Source organism: Anaerotruncus massiliensis (ex Togo et al. 2026), from assembly GCF_030825285.1.
Taxonomy (GTDB): domain Bacteria; phylum Bacillota; class Clostridia; order Oscillospirales; family Ruminococcaceae; genus Anaerotruncus; species Anaerotruncus massiliensis.
In genome coordinates this window covers 21,527-41,284 of the sequence record NZ_JAPJQF010000022.1, presented here as the reverse complement: position 1 = coordinate 41,284, position 19,758 = coordinate 21,527, and the positions used below count along the sequence as shown (strand labels likewise).

Below are 19,758 nucleotides of genomic sequence, written 5' to 3'. Positions count from 1 at the left end.
GGGGCGGCGGGCCCCTTCTCCGCGGCTTCGGGGGCGGCGGGCCCAACGGGTCCCACCGGTTCCACGGGCTCCACAGGCTCCACGCGGCCCACCGGGCCGCAGGCCCAGAGCGGCCAGGGCGCGCAGTTCGTCTACGCGGCGGCGACCGTTGCGAACGTACTCTGCGACAACCTGACGCAGACGCAGATCAACCTGCTGGCGAACTTCCTGTCGGTGGTGACCACCTGCGTCTACGCCATCCTGACGGTGGAGAACCCGACCGACGTGCTCGAAGCGTGACGAAAGTTGCACTTTTCCGCGATGCTTGCTATAATGTGTGCATTGGCTTTGCCGACGCACACATTCTTTTTTGGATTCTTTCCAAATCATGTGCAGTAAATTGCAGCTTTCCCTTCACTATATCAGTGAACCGTTTGCAAGAAAATGGTGGTAAATGAAGATGGTTGTTGACGTTACGGCGGTGCGTGAGGCCCGCCTCGGAGACAAGGATAGTTTCGCAAGGGTTTATCAGCAGATCGCTGATGACCTTTATCGTGTTGCGCTCTATTCGCTGGGCAACGCCCATGACGCGCAGGACGTGGTAAGCGAAACCTTCATCGAGGCGTTCAAGGGCATCAAGAACCTGCGGGACGACAACAGCTTCCGGCCATGGATCATGCGGATCCTTTCGATCCGCTGCAAGCGGAAGATCGGGCAGTATATTTCGGGGCGCAACGAGCTGGATATCGACGATTTCCTCGACCTCACCGAGGAAGGGGAGGGCGTGGAGGAGCACTCCACCCAAAAGCTCGCGCTCGTATCCGCGCTGGAAACCCTCACGCCGCAGGAGCGCCAGATCATCGCGCTGGCGGTGGTGCAGGGCTACACGGTGCGCGAGACTGCCGAGATCCTGGGGGCGCCGCAGGGCACCGTGAGCTCCAAGCTGCACCGGACGCTCAAAAAACTGCGCGCCCAGCTGGAAAAATAACCCGAAAGGAGTGAATGTGCGTGAAGCCCGACAGACAGGAAGAGTTGCAGGAATCGTTGGATTTTCTGCGCGGCAGGTTCGAGGAACTGAATCGTGACATCAAGCTGCCACATTCACTCGACGCGGAGGTGCTGCGCGCGCGGCTGGAGGAGATCGAGGAGGTCCCGGAGGAGAGATCCGGGAAGGTCATCCGGTGGCGCGCGATCGCGAGCGTCGCGGCCTGCTTTGTGGTGGTGCTCGGCGCGGTATGGTTTTTGAATTCAGGCGCGGCGAAATCCGCCGACCTGCTTGACGGCCCCGCTTTGGCGGAGGCGGAAACGGCGGAGATGCCGGAGACGGCGGCCGATATGGCCGCGGCCCCGGCGGACGCGCCGGCTGAGGCGGCCATGCCGATGCTGGCGTCCGCGGCTTCCGGCGGCGCGGAAGCGGCCTATTACGCGGCGGACTACACCGAGGTCCGCGACACGATCTACCGGCTGGCAGGGGACCGGATGCTCAAGGGCAGCTTCAGCGGAGACCTGTACCTTGCGGACGGGGCGGCACCGGAGGCGGGCGCGGTGGAAGACGCGGCCCCCGCCGCGGATGCCGGCGGGATGATCCGCAGCGCGCCCGCCGCGTTCTCCGGCACCAACGTGCAGGAGGCGGGGGTCGACGAGGCGGACATCGTCAAGACGGACGGGAAATACCTCTACAGCTACGTCTATCAGAATACGACGAGCCAATCCCCGGCGATTTTCATCGCGGATGCGCAGGAGATGACCCTGACCGCGACGATCGAGGTCGATCCCGCGATCGATGAATTCTATCTCGACGGCGACAGGCTGGTCACCGTCGGTTACAGCGCGGACGAACTCCCGGCACCGAAACAGACGGTGGTCGAGGCGACGGACGACAGCCTTGTCGACAGGTCCGCCGCATCGGGCGACGCGGCTTCATGGAACGGCGGGAGCTGGGACGGCGGAGTGGAGATGACGGTCTACGACATTTCCGACCCGGCCGAACCGCAGGAGGTGCGCACCTTCCGGCAGGACGGCAATTACGTCTCCTCCCGCCTGATGGACGGGACCCTCTATCTCGTCAGCCGGAAATATGTCTACGCGGACCTCACCGATAAGCGCACCCCTTTGAGCGACATCGTACCGGTCTGCTTCGAGAGCGGCGCCGCCGAACCCCGGCTTCTGCCCGCGGACAAGATCGCGATCGCGCCGGATTGCAGCTCCGCAGATTACGCGGTGGTTTCCGCCGTCAATGTGCGGACGGGGAAATCGGACACCCGCGCGGTGCTCGGCGGGGGAGACGGCGTCTACATGTCGACCGACAACCTCTATGTCTATTATGACTCCTGGCGCGGGTCCGTCTCCGATTCGGAGAGCTACCGCCGCACCGGGATCGTCAAGTTCTCCGCCGGCGGCAAGCTGGACCTCATGGGGACCGCGTGGATCGACGGATACGTCGACGGGCAGTTCGCGTTCAGCGAGTTCGACGGCAACCTGCGGGTGGCCGCCACGGCGGAATATCCCGTGAAGGGCGTAAGCAACAACCTCTATGTGCTCGACAGCGGTATGCGGCAGATCGGCCGCCTCGAGGGGCTCGCGCCGGGCGAGCGCATCTATTCGGTACGCTACCTCGGCGAGATGGCCTACGTCGTGACCTTCCGGGAGACCGACCCGCTCTTCGCGATCGACCTTTCGGACCCGCGCGCGCCCAAGGTGCTCGGGCAGCTCAAGATCCCCGGATTTTCGGAGTACCTGCACCCGCTGGACGACGGGCTCCTGCTCGGCATCGGGCAGAGCGTCGACGAGCGCGGCACGGCGAACGGCGTCAAGCTCTCGATGTTCGACGTCTCCGACCCGCTCAACCCGAAGGAACTCTACGTCTACAACTTCGGGGGCGAGGGCGTCTGGGCGGAGGCGCTGTCCAACCACAAGGCCGTCCTCTTTGACGAGGAACGCTCCCTCTTTGGGTTTGCGGTGGATACGGGCTTCGGACGGATCGTCAGCCGCTACTACGTGTTCAGCTACGGGAAGGACGCGGACGGCTTTACCCTCAAGGCGAAGATCAGCCACGACGATTTCGGACCCAACGCATTTTCCGGGGTGAACCGGGGACTCTACATCGGGAACACCCTCTATACCTTCTCGCCCGACTGGATCGTGAGCTACGACCTCGACAGCTTTACGCGCAAGGAAATCCTGCGGCTTAAATAACATCCCAAAACGGCCGCCGCCGGCGGCTGTTTTTGGGTTTCCGCCGGGGTAAGCTCCGGCCGCGCGGGAACGATGAGAAAGAGACGGCAGGGGAACGGCGGACGCCGTTCCCCTGCCTTTGGGAGGACCGTGAAATGCGGATTCTGGTGGACGCCGACGCCTGCCCGGTCAAGGATCAGATCGTGCGGCTTGCGAAAAAGCGGGGGATCGCCGTCGTCATGGTGATCGACAATACCCATGTCCTGAGCGACGGCTACAGCACCGTGATCACGGTGGATAAGGCGCGCGACAGCGCGGACATCAAGCTCGCGAACCTCATGGAGCGCGGGGACGTCGTCGTGACGCAGGATTTCGGCGTGGCGGCGATGGCGCTGGGCAAGGGCGCGCGCGCCCTCAACCAGAACGGGATGGTGTACGATTCGGGCAATATGGACCGGCTGCTCTTTGAACGGCACCTGGGGCAGAAGGTGCGCCGGGCGGGGGGCAGGACGGGCACGATCAAAAAGCGCACGGCCGCGGACGACGAAGCGTTTTCCCACGCGCTGGAGACCCTGCTGGACGAATAGAGTCAAAAGACGCCCGCGAGACGCGGGCGTCTTTTATTTCCCGGGAATCCTGCCGTGGGCCGCTTTTAGACGCTGCGCACCATCCGTTCGTAGGTGCCGCGTTCCTCGATCGTTTCCCTGGAGGCGGCGACCGCGCCGTTGGCGACCGGCGCGCCCTTTTGCAGGGCTTCGAAGTCGGAGCGTTTGATGAGGTAGCCGGTCACGCGGATCACGTCGCTCTCCGACTCGTAGGTGGAGATATACTGCATGCCGACCCGGAAGGCCCCCTTGAAGACGTCGAGCACGGCGGCGGGGTTTTGGAGCGCGGTCCGGTCGAAGGGGAAGATGTCGCCGATCCCCGACGGGAAGAAGCGGTGGAACATCCCCGCCTGCCGCAGGTGGTCGTAGAGGGGGATTTCGCTGCCGATCGCGAGGCGCACGCCGGGGGTGACGCCGTTGTCGCCGACGGCGCCGACCTGCGCGTGCAGCAGGAAGCGGTGCCCGTTGATCTCGCAGTATTTGCTCTGGAAAGCGTTCACCTGCCGTTCGATCGCCTCGACGATCCGCAGGCCGAGCCGGTTGGCCTCCTCGTCCGGACCGTAGCGGCCCGGCCTGCCGCAGAGGTCCATCAGGGTGTTGACGCACTCGTTCATGCCGACCAGCCCGAACAGCCCGACGAAGCGTTCCCGCTCCAGGAACCCCTCCTTGACAAGAAAATTCGTCCGGAAGAAGGGGATCTCCTCGGCGATAAAGCGGATTTTCGCCTCCATGAACCGGCAGGCGGCGTCCACCGCCTCGGGCAGGCGCACGGAAAAGAATTCGTCGAGGCTGCGGCACCGTTCGGCGATCCGGCAGAGCCGCATGCGCGAGAGGGAGTAGGCCCCGCCGCCGACATAGAGGCCGTTGTAGCAGCTTGCGATCCCATACCGTTCCCCGATGCGGGAACGGTAATAGGGGTCATGGGCGAACGCGGGGTTCGCGCACTTCAGCGCGCTGGAGACGCATTTGACCGCGAATTCGTCGGGCGTGACCGCGGGGTCGTAGAGCAGCGTGAGATTGGGGACGGCGTTTTGCAGCTCGGGAAGCAGCTCGACGACCAGCTCCCCCGTGACGGTGGCTTCGGGGCCGATGTTAGCGTGGCAGAAGCTGTCGCTCACCGTCCGGTCGAGCGCCGTCAAAAAGAGGCGCAGCATGCCGCGCGCCTCATCGCGCGGGACCTCCCGGACGAACGGCTCGAGCATCCGGTCGATCCGTCCGATGTATACGGGATAATGGGTCACCGACGGGACATGGGAATAGAAGATCATCAGCGAGGCGAGCGCCTCCGCCAGCGTCCCGGGCGGCGGGAGGCGGAGGAACGCGCAGCCCCGCTCCATAAACCGTTCGTAGTCGGGGAGGATGTAGCGGGGGCAGAGGGGGGCGTGCCCGTCGTTGTGGTCGCAGAGAATCTCCTCCTCCACGAGCCGCTGGAAGTTGTCCGGCACGCCCGCCGGGTAGCCGCAGAGGTTTTCCGCGAACTCCGCCAGGGAAAAAACCGTCTGCATGTGCGTCTTGGTGGGGTCCTTGATGATCTCCAGGACCTGCCGCTGGATCGATTCCATTGGATCGCCGCCTTTCCGGTGATTGTTCTGTTTCCATCATAGGCCGGCGGTCCGGCAAAGAAAATGACAATTGACATCTTATCAAAAGTGTTTTATGCTGGTGACGGAAAGGGGGATATCCAATGGAATTCGCGGAGGGCCTCACGGAGCTCATGGATGCCGCCGCACGCGGGGAAGCGGGCCCCGAGCTGCTGTCCCGCTGCTGCGGGCCGGGACTGCGCGCGCGCAGGGTCAAAAGAGGGGAGCGGATCCTCCACGCGGGGTTCCCCATCCGCTCCGTCCGGATCATGCTGTCGGGGCGGTGCCACGTCCTCACGATCTCCCGCGACGGCCGCAGCTTCATTGCCTACGTCAACGAGGGCTTTCAGATTTACGGCCTCACCGAGCTGCTCTGCGGCGGAGAGGCCTTCAGCGCGTCGATCACCGCGGAGGAGGACTGCCTCTTTGCCGAGGCGGACGCGCGGCGCTTCTGCACGCTGCTTGAAAACGGCGGCGGTTTTTCCGGCGTGGTGCTGCGCTACCTCGCGTCCCTTGTGGAGCGGGCGATGCAGACCAGCGTCCGCCGCCGGTTCGCGGGCGGATACGAGGCGGTGCTCCTCTACCTCCACGAGCGGGTCCGGCAGGAGACGCCGCCGGTATCCGTCCGGATCAACCGGCGCGTCCTCTCCGAGCTGCTGGGGTTGAACCTGCGCACCCTCTACCGCTATTTCGACCGGCTGGAGGCGGAGGGCTACGCCGTACGGGAGCACGGCAGGCTGGCGCTGGACGGGCGCGCGCTCGGGAAGCTGGAAGCGGCGGCCCGGGAGATCTATGAACGCATGTGACGGAAAAGCGCGGCCCCGGAACCGGGGCCGCGCTTTTGTATGGGAGAATGGGGATCAGCCGAGAAGCTGGGCTTCGAGGCGGTCCCAGTTGAGGGAGATCATCGAGGGAGCGATCACGCCGCGCTCGGTGATGAGCCCGGTGATCTGGTGCGAGGGGGTCAGGTCGAAGAACTGGTTGATGACCTCGATCCCTTCCATGCTGTCGAAATCGCCGGGGGAGACGATCTCCGCGGGGGTGCGGCGCTCGAGCACGATCGGGTGCCCCTGCGCGGTGCGGCGGTCGAGCTTATAGATTTCGCTGGCGATGTAGACCGGCTTCTTGCAGGAGAGCGCGAGCTGGGAGATCAGCGCGGTGCCCATCTTGTTGGCGACCGAACCGTCCCATGCGATGGTGTCCGCCCCCATGATGATGAGGTCGCAGGCGGGCATGAACTCCCAGATGGAGGCGTCGGTGACATAGGTGACGGGGACATGCAGCTCCTGGAGGATCTTTGCCGCGACACGGGATTCACGCAGGGGCCGGGACTCGGTGCAGATCAGGCTGAACCGTTTCCCCTGCTTGGCGGCCGCGGTAAAGACGCTCATCAGGGCGCTCGAATAGCTGTGCATCATGACCGTGCAGCCGTCCTGGATCAGGTTGGCCCCGTTCTCCCCGAGGTGGTCGACGGCGCTGAGGGAATATTGAATGATCCGCTGGCAGAGCGCCGCGATCTCGCCGGTGATGGTGGAAATCTCCGTGCCGGCGGGGAAGGAGTCGAGCTTTTTATAGACGAGGGACTTGGAGTTATAGATGGTGGCCATCGTGGGCTTGAGGCTGAGCAGCTCGCCCGAAATATAGTCGAACCGTTCCCTGAGCGCGGCCACGTCCGCGAATTCCTCCTGGGTGCAGGCGAGGCGGTAGGCCCATGCGGCGGCGCGCCCGAACGGGCTGCCGCCCTTGACGTTCATATTGCGCACCTCGTCGATGACGTGCTGTGCCGATTGGAATTGGATGTCCTGTAACATGGTGATCGCTCCTTTATTAATATGGTATCTTATTGAATCCGGCCGATGAAAAAGCAGGGGATGTCCAGTTCCGCGGCGAGCGCCGCGCCCGATTCCTCCGGCAGGCTGACCAGCACGGCGGTGCAGGAGCCGGCGGAGGTCTTAAGGTCGACGGGAGGCTGCTCGACGGGCAGGAACCGCCGGCCGACACATTCCGCGAGCTGGCCCGCCTCATACAGGACGCCCTTCGAGCCGACGGGGAGGATCTCGTGGACGAAATCCAGCTCCCGCAGCTTCGCCACGGTGGAGATTTTGGCGACGGTGCCGTCGCGTTCGCTGTAATGCTCGATGATCCCGCTCTGCGGGACGCCGGCGCAGTAGACCGCGTCGCCCGGACGGGTGCGGCCGAGCCGGAGGGCGGCGTCGCTCACGAGCCCGACGACGGTGACGCCGATGCCCGTCTGGAGGGTGCGCATGTTGTCCTCGGTGCTGCCGGTGAACTGGATGCTGTCCAGCAGCCCGCAGCGGTCCAGCTCCTCCTGCATGGCGGAGATGATCTTCCGTCCGCTCGGCTCCATCTCCACGCAGAGGTTGTCCGCAATGACGATGGGGGTGGCGCCGGTGGCGAGCACCTCCATGGTGGGGACCTTCAGCGCGCTGACCGCGGTCTCGTCATAGGTGTTGCGGTGGGTGTCGTTCGGCTTTTCCCCGTTGGAGGCGTTGGAATCGCAGGCGACGACAAGGCTCACTTCCCCCAGCAGCCGGAGGATGGAGAGGTCCCGGTATTTGCGGATCCGGGAGGAAAAGCTGTGCCTGCGGGTCATCTCCAATAGCTCTTCATATTCATTCCAGATGGTCTCGGGCGTGAAAGCATCCATAAGGAATCCCTCTTTTCCAGACTTGATGGATTCACTATAACACAAGATGATATAGTTGTATAGATGTTTTTACAATTTTTACGATTTGCACAGATTTCACCCGGAAATTTCTCCATGGGGGCTGGGCGTTTTGCATAAAGCGCCGCAATCCAGCATGAAATGCGAGAAAACGCGGGCATTTGATGGGGGAAAGAGGCTCATTCTGCATAATAAAATTGAAAATTGAAAAAGAAAACTATTGACAATTACGGAGAGCGCATGCTACCCTTATGCCATAAACATATAGACAACTAAATCTATAAAACACTAAATCTTTCCACTGAACAACCAGGCGGTTGCACCGAAGGAGGTTATCGGATGGCTCCTGTCGTAAGGATGGAATCCATTACAAAACGCTTTGGGGCGCTCGTGGCGAACGACCGGATCGACTTTTCGCTGGAGGCCGGCGAGACGCACGCCCTCGTCGGGGAAAACGGCGCGGGCAAGACGACGCTGATGCGGATCCTTTACGGACAGTACGCGCCGGACGCGGGCAAGATCCTGATCAACGGGGAACCCTGTTCCTATCACGTCTCGGGCGCGCTTAAGCACGGGATCGGCATGGTGCACCAGAACTTCATGCAGATCGACCATATGAGCATCACCGAGAACATCATCCTCGGCCACGCGCCCACCCGGGCGGACTTCATCGATTACCGGGCGGCCAAGGAGAAGATCCGCGGGCTGCTCGCGCGCTTCGGCATGCAGAAGATCTCCCCCGACACGCCGATCGGGAACCTCTGCGTGGGGGAGCGCCAGAAGATCGAGATCATCAAGGCGCTCTATCTGGGCGCGCGGGTGCTCATCCTCGACGAGCCGACGGCGGTGCTGACGCCGCAGGAGTCGGACGAGCTCTTCAGCGTCATCGACGAGCTCAAAAAGGACGGCACCTCCATCGTCTTCATCTCCCACAAGCTGCGGGAGGTCATCCGGGTGGCGGACCGTATCACCGTCATGCGCAAGGGGCGGGTCGTGGCGCATTTCAAGCGCGGGGAGGCCTCCGAGACCGACGTGGCGCGCGCGATGATCGGCAAGCAGGACGTCCAGCTGATCCAGAACAGCGAGCGGGGCGAGGTGGGCGAGCCGGTTTGCGTCTGCAAGAACCTCTGGTATATCGACGGAAGCGGCATCCCGCGCATCCGGGACCTCACCTTTGCGGTGCGCCGCGGGGAAATCCTCGGCGTGGGCGGCGTGGAAGGGAACGGGCAGACGGAACTCATCAACCTGCTGATCGGGATGTTCCGCCTCTCGGGCGGCAGCATCCTGCTGGACGGCGAGGACGTCACCCGCCTGCCGATCCGCCAGCGGCGGGCCAAGGGGGTCGGCTATATCTCGGAGGACCGGATGACGACGGGGCTGGCGCTGCAGGCGAACGCGGACGAGAATCTCATCTGCGGGGTCGCGGGACAGCCGCCCTTCAGCAGGCGCGGGATTCTGCGCGGCAGGGCGATCGCGGAAAACACGGCGGAGATGGTCCGCAAGTTCGACATCCGCGGCCTCACGCAGGACAAGCCCGTCCGGTCCCTCTCGGGCGGCAATATGCAGAAGATCGTACTGGCGCGGGAGATCAGCCGGAACCCCAAGCTGCTGATCGCGGCGCAGCCGACCCGCGGGCTCGACATCGGCGCGATCAACTTCGTGCGGGAGCATCTGCTCGAACAGAAGCGGCGCGGGACGGCGATCCTGCTCGTCTCCGCCGACCTCGAGGAGCTGATGAGCCTGAGCGACCGCATGATTATCCTCTACGAGGGGCGCTGCTCGGGCGAGGTGACCGACATCCCCTCGGCGACCGAGGCGGAGATCGGGCTGATGATGGGCGGTATTACAAGCTCGGAAAGGGAGGCGAACTGAGATGGGAGAGAATGTCATGGAACGGAAGCTCCCGGAGGTTTCCTTGAAGAAGCTGCTGGGCGGCCTGTCCCCGGTGGTTGCGGTGCTGATCGCGTTCGCAGTCGCGGGGCTGGTCGTGCTGGCTTCGGGCGGCAACCCGCTCGAGGCGTACCGGGCGCTGGCCAAGGGCGCGCTGGGAAGCTGGGTCGGCGTCAAGAACACCATCCGTTACACCCTGCCGATCATCCTGCTGGCCTTTTCCTTTTCGATCTGCAACCGCTGCGGCTATTTCAACATCGGCCAGGAGGGCCAGATGTATTTCGCGGCGCTGGGCATCGCCTTCGTGCCGCAGGTCATCCCCAACGCGCCGCTCTGGGTGCAGGCCGTCGTCATGGTGGCGGCCGGGGCGCTCTTCGGAGGACTCATCTCGCTGCTGCCGGCGGTGTTCAAATTTCTGTTCGGGGTCAACGAGGTGGTCATCGCCATCCTGATGAACTATATCATCCTGCTGCTGACCGACTATCTGCTCAACAACGGGCCGATCGCAAAGGCGGACACCACCGTGCCGATGTCGGTGAACCTCGCGCCCTCCCTCAACACGACCCTGATCCTGGTCGCGGTCGTCGCCATCATCATCGCCTACGCGCTCTGCATCCGGGGGACCGTCCCGGGCTATGAGCTGCGGATGATCGGGCACAATCCGAAGTTCGCCAAGGCGTGCGGCGTCAAAACGATCCGGATCGTCCTGGTCGTCGCGCTGCTGGGCGGCGTCTTTTCGGGGCTGACCGCCGCGGGCGAGGTCATGGGCGTCTACCACAAGGTCTACAACAATTTCGCGGTGGACATGGGCTTCAACGGCATGACCGCCGCGCTCATCGGCAAGGATTCGACGCTCGGCATCATCTTCGGCTCGCTCATCCTCGGCGCCCTGCAGAGCGGCGCGGTGACGCTGTCGGTCGAGACGAGCGTCCAGGCGGAGATGGTCCAGGTGGTCAAGGGCTTCGTCATGCTCTTCGCCACCATCAACATCCTGCGGTACCTGCTCCAGAGCAGGCGGAAGGAGGGGAAGACGGCATGATCAATGTGGAACAGCTGTTGAACCTGTCGGTCCGGCTGGCCGCGCCGGTCATCCTCATCTGTCTGGGCGGCCTCTTCTCCATCAAGGTGGATATCTTTAACCTCGCGCTCGAGGGCTTCACCCTCTTTGGGTGCTTCGCCGCCGTGGTCGGGACCTATATGACGCAGAGCGTTATGGGCGGCATCCTCTTCGCCGTCCTGCTGACGCTGCTCGTCGCGCTGGTCTACGCGCTCTTCGTCTTCGAGTTGGACGTCGACCCGATCATCTGCGCGCTGGCGTGTACGACGATCGCCACCGGCCTGACGCGGTACCTGCTCGTCCCGATCTTCGGCGCGAGCGGGCGGTTCATCCTGCCGTCCGAGCTCGCGCTGCCGACCATCCACTTTGCCTTCCTCGAAAAAATTCCGCTGATCGGGCCGGTCCTGAACGACCACTCGATCCTCGTCTATCTGGCGCTCCTCCTGCCGTTCGCGGTCCACGTCTTCCTCTACCGGACGAACATGGGCCTGTCGGTGCGCGCAATCGGGAAAAACGCCGACGCGGCCCTCTCGGCGGGCATCGGCATCAAGCGCATCCGCTATTTCGCGCTCGCTCTAAACGGCGTCTTCTGCGGGCTGGCGGGCGCGCAGCTCGCGCTTTCCCTCAACATGTTCAACGTCGGGATGACCGACGGGCGCGGCTTTACGGCGATCGCGGTGCTTGTGCTCACAGGGGCGGAGCCGGTGCTTTCGCTGCTGGCCTGCCTGATGTTCGGATTCTCCGACGCGCTGGTGCTGACCCTTTCTGGCAGGGGCTACCCGGTGCAGATCCTCTCGATGCTGCCCTATGTGCTCGCACTGATCGTGGTCATCGCGCCGCTGCTCATCAAGAGCCTTGTCAAATGGCTGCGGAAGCGCTCCGCGGAAAAGAAGCTGATTGTTATGGGGTCCGACGTTACCGCCGGAGACCGTCAATAAATCAATTCAAAGGAGAACGGAAAATGAAAAAGTCTGTAAAGATCCTTGCTCTCGCAATGGCGCTGGTTCTTGTCGCGGCGGCGTTTACCGCCTGCGGCGGCCAAAAGGCGCCGGAGACCTCCGCCCCGGCCGCTCCCACGGAAGACGCTTCCGCCCCCGCGCCCGGCGGCGATGGGGACGCCGCGGAAAAGAGCTACAAGGTGGCGCTCGTCTCCGACATGGCCGTCGACGAGGCGGAATGGCTTCAGAACCTGGTTGCCGGCCTCGGCGACTACCAGACCGAGCATCCGAACATCGAGGTGAAGGTGGTCGAAGCCACCCAGTCGAGCGAATACGAGCCCAAGACCCGCGCGCTGGCGCAGGCGGGCTACAACATCATCATCACCACCAACTCCAGCATGGCCGACGCGACGACCGCCGTGGCCGCGGATTTCCCGGACATCCTCTTCGGCAGCCTGGACGGCGTGATCTCGGACATCGCGGACTATCCCAACCTGCAGGAATTCGGCCTGAACCGCACCGAGACCGGATACCTTGCCGGCGTGGCGGCCGCCTGCGCGACCAAGGCGAATAAGGTCGGCATCGTGGCGGGCGCGGACGAGCCGGTCATCAACGCGATCGTCGCCGGCTGGCAGCAGGGCATGCGCAGCGTCAACCCCGACATCGAGGACATGGTCGCCTATGCGAACACCTGGACCGACCCGACCAAGGGCAAGGAGCTCGGCCTCATGCTCGTCAACGAGGGCTGCGACGTGATCGCGGCCGCGGCGGGCGGCACCGGCGTCGGCGGCGCGCAGGCCGCGGCGGAAAAGGGCGTCTACTTTGTCGCGTGGGACGTGCACTATCAGGACGTGCTGGGAGACCTGGAGCTGGGCAGCGCGGTCAACTTCTTTGACAAGATGGTCATCCAGTTCATCGAGGACGCGATCTCCGGCAATTTCCAGGGCGGCAAGCGCGTCGATTACGGCATCTCCGAAGGCGTCTGCACCTTTGAATATCTGGACAACTCCCCCCTGAGCGACGAGGCGAAGGAGAAGATCAAGGCGGCCTACGACGATATCATCGCGGGCAAAATCGACATCTCCACCGAGCCGCTGCACAAGTAAGCGGAAGAGAGAAGCGCGAACCCTCCGGGGGATTCCCCGGAGGGTTTCGCGGAAAACCGGCGGCGCGCGGCGGCCGCCGAATTGGTTGACACAACCAATTGGAATGTGTATTATGAAAACAGGAAGAGACATACATACAGACGTTTGATTAAATGGAGCTCACATGACTCCGGAATTCGGGTGAAGAGATGAGTGCGCTGAAGAGGGTCGCCGGGGTTTCCCTGTACCACCAGATCATGGAAGACCTTCGCGAAGAGATCCAGGGAATGGCCTATGGGGAACAGATTGAAACGGAGCAGCAGCTCGCGGAAAAGTACGCCGTGAGCCGGGGCACCGTCCGTCAGGCGATCACCGCGCTGGTGAGCGAGGGCCTGCTGACCAAGATCCAGGGGAAGGGGACCTTCAAGAGCGGCGTCGCGCTCGACCGCTCCACCGCGGTCGTCAAGAGCTTCACGGACCAGCTGCTGGCCTCGGGGCTCGTGCCGGGGATCCGCGACGTGAACCTCGAATCCGATTTTGCGGACGAGCGGACGGCGAAACATTTGGGGCTCGCGCCCGGCACGCCGATCTGGCGGCTTTCCCGCGTGAGGCTGGCGGACGGGGTGCCGATCTCCTACTGTACGGCGTACATCAACCCGGCCTACGCGACGGGCCTCTGCGCGGGCGACCTTGAGATGTCGCTGATCGCGATGTTTACCGAAAAGCTCGGCGTCCCGCTCCAGCATGGGGAGAGCTTTGTGACTGCGACGCTGGCCAGCGAGGAGCTGGCGCAGCGGCTGGGCGTCAGCACCTCCACCCCCATCCTGCGCCTGGAGCATGTCGGCTTCCTGGCGTCAGGGGACCCGGTGTTTTTCGACGTCACCGACTCGATCGGCGAGCGGTACGTCATGCAGATCGAACAGGGCTCCTACGGCAGGGGCTGAGGGATCCCGGTCGACCCGGGGTCCCGGAAAAATCGGAATAATGATCTAGATGACTATATGATATTGACCAAAATAAAATGAATCGTGGAGGTATGACTGCTATGAACCTGGAAAAATATTTGGATATCACGCCCGAAATCGCGCGGGCCGTAAGCGAAAACCGTCCGGTGGTGGCGCTCGAATCCACCATCCTCAGCCACGGCATGCCCTATCCGCAGAATCTGGAATTCGCGCACAAGGTGGAGGAGATCATCCGCGCCGAGGGCGCGGTCCCCGCCACCACGGCGATCCTCGGCGGAAAGCTCAAGGTGGGGCTGACGGCGGACGAGCTCGAGCGGATGTGCAAGCCGGGCGACATCGGCAAGGTGAGCCGCCGGGATGTGGCGGTCTATCTGGCGCAGAAGCGGGACGGCGCGACGACGGTCGCCACGACGATGCTGATCGCCTCGCTGGCGGGGATCCGCATCTTCGCGACCGGGGGGATCGGCGGCGTGCACCGCGGCGCGCAGGAGACCTTCGACATCTCGGCGGACCTCCAGGAGCTCGCGAACACGCCGGTCGGCGTGGTCTGCGCGGGGGCGAAGAGCCTGCTCGACCTCGGCCTCACGCTGGAATACCTCGAGACGTACGGCGTGCCGGTGCTGGGGGTGCGCACGGAGGATTTCCCGGCCTTTTACTGCCGCAGCAGCGGCCTGAAGGTGGATTACCGGATCGACACCGAGGAGGAGATCGCCGGCATCCTCCGCACCAAATGGGAGCTGGGGCTCAAGGGGGGCGCGGTCATCGCGAACCCGATCCCGGAGGAGTACGCGCTCGACTACGACGAGATGGAGCAGGTGATCACCAAAGCGCTCGACATGGCGAAGGAGCAGGGCGTCCACGGAAAGGCGACGACCCCCTTCCTGCTGGCTGCGATCAAGGACATGACCCACGGCGTGTCGCTGGCGAGCAACCTGGAGCTCGCCTACAACAACGCGCGCGTGGCGGCGCGGATCGCCGTCGCGTACTGCAAATAACAGGCGGCAAAAAACGGCCGGCCGGCAAATGCCGGTCGGCCGTTTTGATGCGTTGTTTTGTCAGCGATCAGTCGCTGGTGTAGGGGAGCAGCGCGATATGACGGGCGCGTTTGATCGCGAGGGTCAGCTGGCGCTGGTGACGCGCGCAGGTGCCGGTGACACGGCGGGGAACGATCTTCGCGCGCTCGCTGAGATACCTTCTCAGGCGGGGGACGTCCTTATAATCGATCGGGCCGAGCTTGTCGACGCAGAAGGAGCAGACCTTTTTACGGCCTTTTCTGCCGCGCGGGCCACGGTTATCGGATCTGTCGTAAGCCATGATTCTAACCTCCTTGTAATGATATGGGGTTCACAGGTGGAAGAATGCGGTCAGAAGGGAAGGTCGTCGGAATCGGACGACATCTCGGAGAAGTCGCCCACATCGCCGCTCGCATAGGAGACGGCGGGCTCCGGCGGGGCCTGGGTGGGAGCGGGAGCGGTATAGCCCTGCTGGGAACCGCCGGCGCTCTTGCTCTCGCCGAACTGGACGTTGTCCGCGACCACTTCGACGGCACGGCGCTTGTTGCCGTTGCGGTCCTCATAGCTGCGGGTCTGGATCGAGCCTTCGACAATGATCATCTTGCCCTTGCTGAAGTACTTCGACACGAATTCGGCGGTCTGGCGCCAGGCCACGACGTCAATGAAGTCGGTCTGGCGTTCCCGGTCCCGGGAGTAGTTCCTGTCGACCGCGACGGTGAAGGTGATGACCGACACACCGTTCGGGGTCTGGCGCAGTTCCGGGTCGGCCACGAGGCGGCCCATGATAATCGCCCTGTTTAACATCGCGGTACACCTTCCTTACGCTTACTGCTCGGCGGGAGCAGCGGGTTCCTCGGCCGCGGGAGCGGCGGGGGCTTCTTCCTCCTTGGGCTCCTCCTTCGCCTCTTCCTCGTCTTTCGCGACGATCAGCGAACGCAGGACGCCGTCAGTGATCTTGTAGATACGGTCGAGCTCGGCGGGGAAATCGGGCTTCGAGGTGAAGTTGATCACCACGTAGTAACCGACGGTCTCATCGTTGATCGGATACGCCAGGGCGCGCTGTCCCCAGGTGTCGACCTTGGTGATGGTACCGTTCTCGCCGATGAGGGAAGAGAACTTCTCCACGAGCGCGTTGACGCTCTCCTCGCCGTTCTTCATGCTGAATACCATTACAGTTTCGTAGTTGGCTGTGAGCTGTGCCATTTGAACACCTCCTTTTGGACTTTAGGCCCTCTCTCGATGGAAAGGGCAAGGATGTTTGCAGCGCGGAAGGAATTCCGCGGCTAACCAGTAAATTATAGCAGGATTGCAGGAATTCGTCAAGGCCCGGACACTCCTTTTTTGTACAAGCTTTCGCTGTTTTCCGCCCATGAAACTGTGCTATACTATGGAGAGGAAACGGCCGGGACACACAAAAGCGACAGGGGGCTGACGACATGAGGATTCTGACATCCGAACAGATGAAGACGGTGGAACGCAATTCCCTCAACTATTCGATGAGCTGCGAGCGCCTGATGGAGAACGCGGGCAGCGCCGCGGCCGCGGCGATCCGCCGGGCGGCGGACGTGGAGGGGCGGTACGTCACGATCTTCTGCGGGCGGGGCAACAACGGGGGCGACGGGTTCGTCGCCGCGCGCCGGCTCAGCGAGGCGGGCGCGAACGTGGCGGTCGTGCTGACCGACGGGGACCCCAAGACGCCCGAGGCCGCCGAGATGCTCCGGCGGATCGGCGTGATGGACATCGCGGTCGTCGGCTACGGGGACGACCCCGAATACCTGACCGAGCGGCTCGCCTCGACCGACCTGCTGGTCGACGCGATCTACGGCACCGGCTTCCACGGCGAGCTCGACGGGCGCCACCGGGACGTCTGCCGCCTGATCAACGGCGTGGGCGTGCGGGTCTTCGCGCTCGACATCCCTAGCGGGGTAAACGCCGACACGGGGGAGGCGGACCCCTGCGCGGTGCGCGCGGGCATGACGGTCGTCTTCGACAGCGACAAGCCCGCCACCGCGATGCCCGCCGCCGCGGAGTACTGCGGCGAGGTGGTCGTCGCGGACATCGGCATCCCGCCCGAGGCGCACGAGGGGGTGGAGCCCCTCTTTACCCTCGTCGACCGCGGCTGGGTCTTCGACCGGCTGCCCCGCCGCCGCCGCGACACCCACAAAGGGGATTACGGCAAGCTCTTAAACGTCGCGGGCTCCCAGCGGTACATGGGGGCGGCGGTGCTCTCGACGCTCGCCGCGATGCGTTCCGGCGCGGGCTACGTGACGCTCGCCTCCACCAAGGAGGTCTGCCGCACCGTGCTGCCCATGCTGCCCGAGGCGGTGCTGCTGCCGCTCGCGCAGAACCCCGACGGCTCCCTCTCCTACAAGGCGATGGACGCGCTGCTCGAGGCGGCGGAACGCAGCACGGCGGTGCTGGTCGGAAACGGCCTGGGGACCGGGCCGGACGCCTGCCGCATCGTCTACGAGCTCGTGCGGCGGGTCTCCCGCCCGCTCGTCATCGACGCGGATGGTATAAATGCGCTCGCGCGGAATATAGATATACTGAAGGACAAAAAGGCGGAGGTCATTCTCACGCCCCACCTGATGGAGCTTTCCCGGCTGACGACGCTGCCCCTCGAGCAGCTGAGGCCCGACCCGCTGACCGCCGGGAAGGCGTTCGCGCGGGAGTACGGGGTCACGGTGGTGCTCAAGGGCGCCCACACGCTGACCGCCGCGCCCGGGGAGCGGGTGTGGATCAACACGACGGGCAACGCCGGGCTCGCCAAGGCGGGCAGCGGCGACGTGCTCGCGGGACTCGTGGGCGCGCTCGCCGCGCAGGGCAGGAGCCCGGAGGAGGCCGCCGCCTGCGGCGTCTGGCTGCACGGCATGGCGGGCGACTACGCCGCCGGGGAGTTTTCCCAATATGCGATGCTCGCCCGCGATGTGATCGACGCGCTTCCGCGCGTGTTCGCGGATAACGACCGGTAGATAAAGGAGGAGTCCCGATGATGAAACGGGTGTTCGGCATCCTGCTGGCGGCGGCGCTGCTGCTGGGTGCGGCGGGCTGCGGCGCGAAGGCGCGGGAGGAGTCGGCGGCGGAGCAGATGCGCCAGAACCTCAGCCAGTCGTTCCAGACCACGGCAAAGGTCCGCTACGGCGGGCTGGAGACGGAGATGACGATCTACAAAAAGCCGATGAACTGCGCGGTCGTGACCTTCCAGTCGCCCGAGAGCATCCGGGACATGAAAATGACCTTCTTTACCGACAAGGTGACCGTCCAGTACGGGGACCTCAGCTTCGACTTCACGCCCGACAGCGTGCCGGGCAAGGCCGCCTCCAAGATGATCCTGTCGGCCCTCAACGCCGCGCTCAACGACCAGGGGGTCCGGTTCGAGGAGCAGGACGGAAAGCTCGTCGTGACCGGGAAGATCGAGGAGGGGGACTTCTCGCTTGTGGTCGACGGGGAAAACGGAAATATCCTGAAACTGTCGATTCCACAGAACGACTTCGAGGTGGAGATCCTGAATTTCAAGATTCTTGAATGAACCCGGAGGTTTCAAACGGCCCGCACCGTAAGGTGCGGGCCGTTTTTGCTGTCAAAAAGACGCGCCCGGAAATAGAATGGTAGAGGCGCGGGAACATTTTTCCCCCGCGCTGTTTAAACCATGCCCTGGAGGTTCAAAATATCGGTGCAGGATAACGCGTTAAAAATGCGAATACGGGCGGCGTGCTCGCCCGCCCATAACCACGGAGAGTGATGGACGTGACCGTAAAAAGGGGAGAGATCTACTACGCCGATCTCAGCCCGGTAGTAGGCTCGGAACAGGGCGGTGTGCGGCCGGTGCTGATCGTTCAAAACGACGTCGGAAACCGCTACAGCCCCACGGTGATCGCCGCCGCGATCACCAGCCAGAAGGAAAAATCCAAGCTGCCCACCCACATCGAAATCCATTCGGACGGGTGCGGCCTGTCGAAGGACTCGGTGGTGCTGCTCGAGCAGATTCGCACCATCGACAAAAAACGCCTCAAGGAGAAGATGGGCCGTCTCGACGACGGCTCGATGGGACAGATCAACCATGCCCTTTCGATCAGCTTCGGATTGGGCGACACGGGCAGCCAGTTCACGCCTACATAAACGCGTGGGCGAACTGTCTTTATAAAGCGCCGGCGGTTTTTCCCCGGCCATATAACGCCCCGCCGGGGTCTCCCCGGCGGGGCGTCCGCTTGCGGGGACGCGCGGAACCTGATAAGATGGGGATACGAAATGAACGGAGGCGTCAGTTTATGGAAAACCTTGAGCACCGGGTCGCGGAATCCCGCACCGAGCAGATACAGATCGTCATGCCGGGCTATACCAACGGCAACGGCCGCCTCTTCGGCGGCAAGCTGGTGGCGTGGATGGACGTGGTGGCGGCGGTGACGGCGCGCAGGCACGCCCACCGGGACGTGACGACCGTCTCGATCGACAACCTCCAGTTCAAAAAGGCCGCCTACGCCAACGACACCGTCCTGCTGATCGGGCAGATCACCCACGTGGGGGTCACGTCGATGGAGGTGCGGGTGGAGGCATTCGTCGAACGGCTGGACGGGAGCAAGGAGCTTGTGAACCGCGCCTATTTCACCCTCGTCGCGCTCGATTCGCACGAGCGCCCCACCCCGGTGCCCCGCCTGGTCCCCGAGACGGACGAGGAGCGCGCCGAGTGGGAGGCGGGCGCGCGCCGCACCGAGCTGAGGCTCCAGCGCCGCATCGAACAGTTTTAAAGAGCGCCGCGCGCAAAAAGCAGGGCGTCCGCCATCCGGCG

General features: G+C 63.7%; 20 protein-coding genes and 1 pseudogene. 15 read left to right on the top strand and 6 right to left on the bottom strand.

From position 1 onward, the window contains the following. The 4 genes and pseudogenes from RCI06_RS08490 to RCI06_RS08475 form a co-directional block, all read left to right on the top strand. Positions 1-279 (top strand): annotated as a pseudogene (locus RCI06_RS08490) (hypothetical protein); the annotation flags it as partial. A 154-nt stretch (positions 280-433) separates the two neighbouring features. Then, the gene (locus RCI06_RS08485) at positions 434-967 is read left to right on the top strand and encodes an RNA polymerase sigma factor (RefSeq protein ID WP_101550034.1); all 534 of its coding nucleotides are present in this window, start codon (positions 434-436) and stop codon (positions 965-967) included. Positions 968-987: 20 nt separating this feature from the next. After that, entirely contained in the window at positions 988-3,174 is a 2,187-nt protein-coding gene (locus RCI06_RS08480) for a beta-propeller domain-containing protein (protein WP_306575567.1), read from the top strand. 134 nt (positions 3,175-3,308) lie between these two features. Next, the gene (locus RCI06_RS08475; protein ID WP_302823081.1) at positions 3,309-3,740 is read left to right on the top strand and encodes a YaiI/YqxD family protein; all 432 of its coding nucleotides are present in this window, start codon (positions 3,309-3,311) and stop codon (positions 3,738-3,740) included. A 65-nt stretch (positions 3,741-3,805) separates the two neighbouring features. Here the strand turns inward: RCI06_RS08475 and RCI06_RS08470 are convergent, their stop codons facing one another. Further along, complete coding sequence (locus RCI06_RS08470; protein ID WP_101550039.1) at positions 3,806-5,320, bottom strand: YjjI family glycine radical enzyme; 1,515 nt, start codon at positions 5,318-5,320, stop codon at positions 3,806-3,808. A 122-nt stretch (positions 5,321-5,442) separates the two neighbouring features. Between RCI06_RS08470 and RCI06_RS08465 the strand changes: the two genes are divergently transcribed. Beyond that, entirely contained in the window at positions 5,443-6,144 is a 702-nt protein-coding gene (locus RCI06_RS08465; RefSeq protein WP_288234683.1) for a Crp/Fnr family transcriptional regulator, read from the top strand. 54 nt (positions 6,145-6,198) lie between these two features. On the opposite strand, the gene RCI06_RS08460 is transcribed toward RCI06_RS08465, so the two are convergent. Both RCI06_RS08460 and RCI06_RS08455 read right to left on the bottom strand, forming a co-directional pair. Then, the gene (locus RCI06_RS08460; RefSeq protein ID WP_288234684.1) at positions 6,199-7,149 is read right to left on the bottom strand and encodes a translation initiation factor eIF-2B; all 951 of its coding nucleotides are present in this window, start codon (positions 7,147-7,149) and stop codon (positions 6,199-6,201) included. Between the two features lie 29 nt (positions 7,150-7,178). Continuing rightward, a complete protein-coding gene (locus RCI06_RS08455) occupies positions 7,179-8,006 on the bottom strand; it encodes a hypothetical protein (RefSeq protein WP_276870092.1) in 828 nt (275 codons plus the stop codon). A 357-nt stretch (positions 8,007-8,363) separates the two neighbouring features. On the opposite strand from RCI06_RS08455, the gene RCI06_RS08450 reads away from it, so the two are divergent. The 6 genes from RCI06_RS08450 to RCI06_RS08425 all read left to right on the top strand — a co-directional run bounded on the left by RCI06_RS08450 (position 8,364) and on the right by RCI06_RS08425 (position 14,954). Continuing rightward, on the top strand, positions 8,364-9,896 hold the full coding sequence (locus RCI06_RS08450; RefSeq protein WP_121586800.1) for an ABC transporter ATP-binding protein: 1,533 nt from the start codon (positions 8,364-8,366) through the stop codon (positions 9,894-9,896). 16 nt (positions 9,897-9,912) lie between these two features. Beyond that, complete coding sequence (locus RCI06_RS08445) at positions 9,913-10,953, top strand: ABC transporter permease (RefSeq protein ID WP_306575564.1); 1,041 nt, start codon at positions 9,913-9,915, stop codon at positions 10,951-10,953. Then, the gene (locus RCI06_RS08440) at positions 10,950-11,909 is read left to right on the top strand and encodes an ABC transporter permease (RefSeq protein ID WP_276870085.1); all 960 of its coding nucleotides are present in this window, start codon (positions 10,950-10,952) and stop codon (positions 11,907-11,909) included. The genes RCI06_RS08445 and RCI06_RS08440 overlap by 4 nt, the downstream gene beginning before the upstream one ends. A gap of 23 nt (positions 11,910-11,932) precedes the next feature. Continuing rightward, positions 11,933-13,015 (top strand): BMP family ABC transporter substrate-binding protein, encoded by a 1,083-nt coding sequence (locus RCI06_RS08435; RefSeq protein ID WP_306575562.1) that lies wholly within the window; start codon positions 11,933-11,935, stop codon positions 13,013-13,015. 188 nt (positions 13,016-13,203) lie between these two features. Beyond that, a complete protein-coding gene (locus RCI06_RS08430) occupies positions 13,204-13,938 on the top strand; it encodes a GntR family transcriptional regulator (protein WP_101550054.1) in 735 nt (244 codons plus the stop codon). A gap of 101 nt (positions 13,939-14,039) precedes the next feature. After that, positions 14,040-14,954 carry a pseudouridine-5'-phosphate glycosidase gene (locus RCI06_RS08425; protein ID WP_306575561.1) on the top strand — a complete coding sequence of 305 codons (915 nt, stop codon included), beginning with the start codon at positions 14,040-14,042 and terminating at the stop codon, positions 14,952-14,954. A 67-nt stretch (positions 14,955-15,021) separates the two neighbouring features. Here RCI06_RS08425 and rpsR read toward each other — a convergent pair whose 3' ends face one another. The 3 genes from rpsR to rpsF are packed head-to-tail and all read right to left on the bottom strand — an operon-like array spanning position 15,022 to position 16,175. Continuing rightward, on the bottom strand, positions 15,022-15,273 hold the full coding sequence (rpsR, locus tag RCI06_RS08420) for a 30S ribosomal protein S18 (RefSeq protein WP_101550058.1): 252 nt from the start codon (positions 15,271-15,273) through the stop codon (positions 15,022-15,024). A gap of 50 nt (positions 15,274-15,323) precedes the next feature. After that, on the bottom strand, positions 15,324-15,776 hold the full coding sequence (locus tag RCI06_RS08415) for a single-stranded DNA-binding protein (protein WP_101550060.1): 453 nt from the start codon (positions 15,774-15,776) through the stop codon (positions 15,324-15,326). 21 nt (positions 15,777-15,797) lie between these two features. Continuing rightward, positions 15,798-16,175, bottom strand: coding sequence for a 30S ribosomal protein S6 (gene rpsF / locus RCI06_RS08410; RefSeq protein ID WP_101550064.1), 378 nt, complete (start codon positions 16,173-16,175; stop codon positions 15,798-15,800). 233 nt (positions 16,176-16,408) lie between these two features. On the opposite strand from rpsF, the gene RCI06_RS08405 reads away from it, so the two are divergent. From RCI06_RS08405 to RCI06_RS08390, 4 genes are all read left to right on the top strand, one after another. After that, positions 16,409-17,944: an NAD(P)H-hydrate dehydratase gene (locus tag RCI06_RS08405; protein ID WP_306575559.1), complete on the top strand. Its 1,536-nt coding sequence runs from the start codon at positions 16,409-16,411 to the stop codon at positions 17,942-17,944. Between the two features lie 17 nt (positions 17,945-17,961). After that, the gene (locus RCI06_RS08400) at positions 17,962-18,501 is read left to right on the top strand and encodes a hypothetical protein (RefSeq protein WP_276870073.1); all 540 of its coding nucleotides are present in this window, start codon (positions 17,962-17,964) and stop codon (positions 18,499-18,501) included. Positions 18,502-18,719: 218 nt separating this feature from the next. Continuing rightward, on the top strand, positions 18,720-19,091 hold the full coding sequence (locus RCI06_RS08395; protein WP_101553195.1) for a type II toxin-antitoxin system PemK/MazF family toxin: 372 nt from the start codon (positions 18,720-18,722) through the stop codon (positions 19,089-19,091). Between the two features lie 149 nt (positions 19,092-19,240). Continuing rightward, the gene (locus RCI06_RS08390; protein ID WP_306575556.1) at positions 19,241-19,717 is read left to right on the top strand and encodes an acyl-CoA thioesterase; all 477 of its coding nucleotides are present in this window, start codon (positions 19,241-19,243) and stop codon (positions 19,715-19,717) included. The last annotated feature ends 41 nt before the right edge of the window (positions 19,718-19,758 follow it).

Excerpts from the sequence above, each read along its gene's own strand:
- RCI06_RS08485 (WP_101550034.1), top strand. The coding sequence starts at position 434 with ATGAAGATGGTTGTTGACGTTACGGCGGTGCGTGAGGCCCGCCTCGGA.
- RCI06_RS08475 (WP_302823081.1), top strand. The coding sequence starts at position 3,309 with ATGCGGATTCTGGTGGACGCCGACGCCTGCCCGGTCAAGGATCAGATC.
- RCI06_RS08470 (WP_101550039.1), bottom strand. The coding sequence starts at position 5,320 with ATGGAATCGATCCAGCGGCAGGTCCTGGAGATCATCAAGGACCCCACC.
- RCI06_RS08465 (WP_288234683.1), top strand. The coding sequence starts at position 5,443 with ATGGAATTCGCGGAGGGCCTCACGGAGCTCATGGATGCCGCCGCACGC.
- RCI06_RS08460 (WP_288234684.1), bottom strand. The coding sequence starts at position 7,149 with ATGTTACAGGACATCCAATTCCAATCGGCACAGCACGTCATCGACGAG.
- RCI06_RS08455 (WP_276870092.1), bottom strand. The coding sequence starts at position 8,006 with ATGGATGCTTTCACGCCCGAGACCATCTGGAATGAATATGAAGAGCTA.
- RCI06_RS08450 (WP_121586800.1), top strand. The coding sequence starts at position 8,364 with ATGGCTCCTGTCGTAAGGATGGAATCCATTACAAAACGCTTTGGGGCG.
- RCI06_RS08445 (WP_306575564.1), top strand. The coding sequence starts at position 9,913 with ATGGAACGGAAGCTCCCGGAGGTTTCCTTGAAGAAGCTGCTGGGCGGC.
- RCI06_RS08440 (WP_276870085.1), top strand. The coding sequence starts at position 10,950 with ATGATCAATGTGGAACAGCTGTTGAACCTGTCGGTCCGGCTGGCCGCG.
- RCI06_RS08435 (WP_306575562.1), top strand. The coding sequence starts at position 11,933 with ATGAAAAAGTCTGTAAAGATCCTTGCTCTCGCAATGGCGCTGGTTCTT.
- RCI06_RS08430 (WP_101550054.1), top strand. The coding sequence starts at position 13,204 with ATGAGTGCGCTGAAGAGGGTCGCCGGGGTTTCCCTGTACCACCAGATC.
- RCI06_RS08425 (WP_306575561.1), top strand. The coding sequence starts at position 14,040 with ATGAACCTGGAAAAATATTTGGATATCACGCCCGAAATCGCGCGGGCC.
- rpsR (WP_101550058.1), bottom strand. The coding sequence starts at position 15,273 with ATGGCTTACGACAGATCCGATAACCGTGGCCCGCGCGGCAGAAAAGGC.
- RCI06_RS08415 (WP_101550060.1), bottom strand. The coding sequence starts at position 15,776 with ATGTTAAACAGGGCGATTATCATGGGCCGCCTCGTGGCCGACCCGGAA.
- rpsF (WP_101550064.1), bottom strand. The coding sequence starts at position 16,175 with ATGGCACAGCTCACAGCCAACTACGAAACTGTAATGGTATTCAGCATG.
- RCI06_RS08405 (WP_306575559.1), top strand. The coding sequence starts at position 16,409 with ATGAGGATTCTGACATCCGAACAGATGAAGACGGTGGAACGCAATTCC.
- RCI06_RS08400 (WP_276870073.1), top strand. The coding sequence starts at position 17,962 with ATGATGAAACGGGTGTTCGGCATCCTGCTGGCGGCGGCGCTGCTGCTG.
- RCI06_RS08390 (WP_306575556.1), top strand. The coding sequence starts at position 19,241 with ATGGAAAACCTTGAGCACCGGGTCGCGGAATCCCGCACCGAGCAGATA.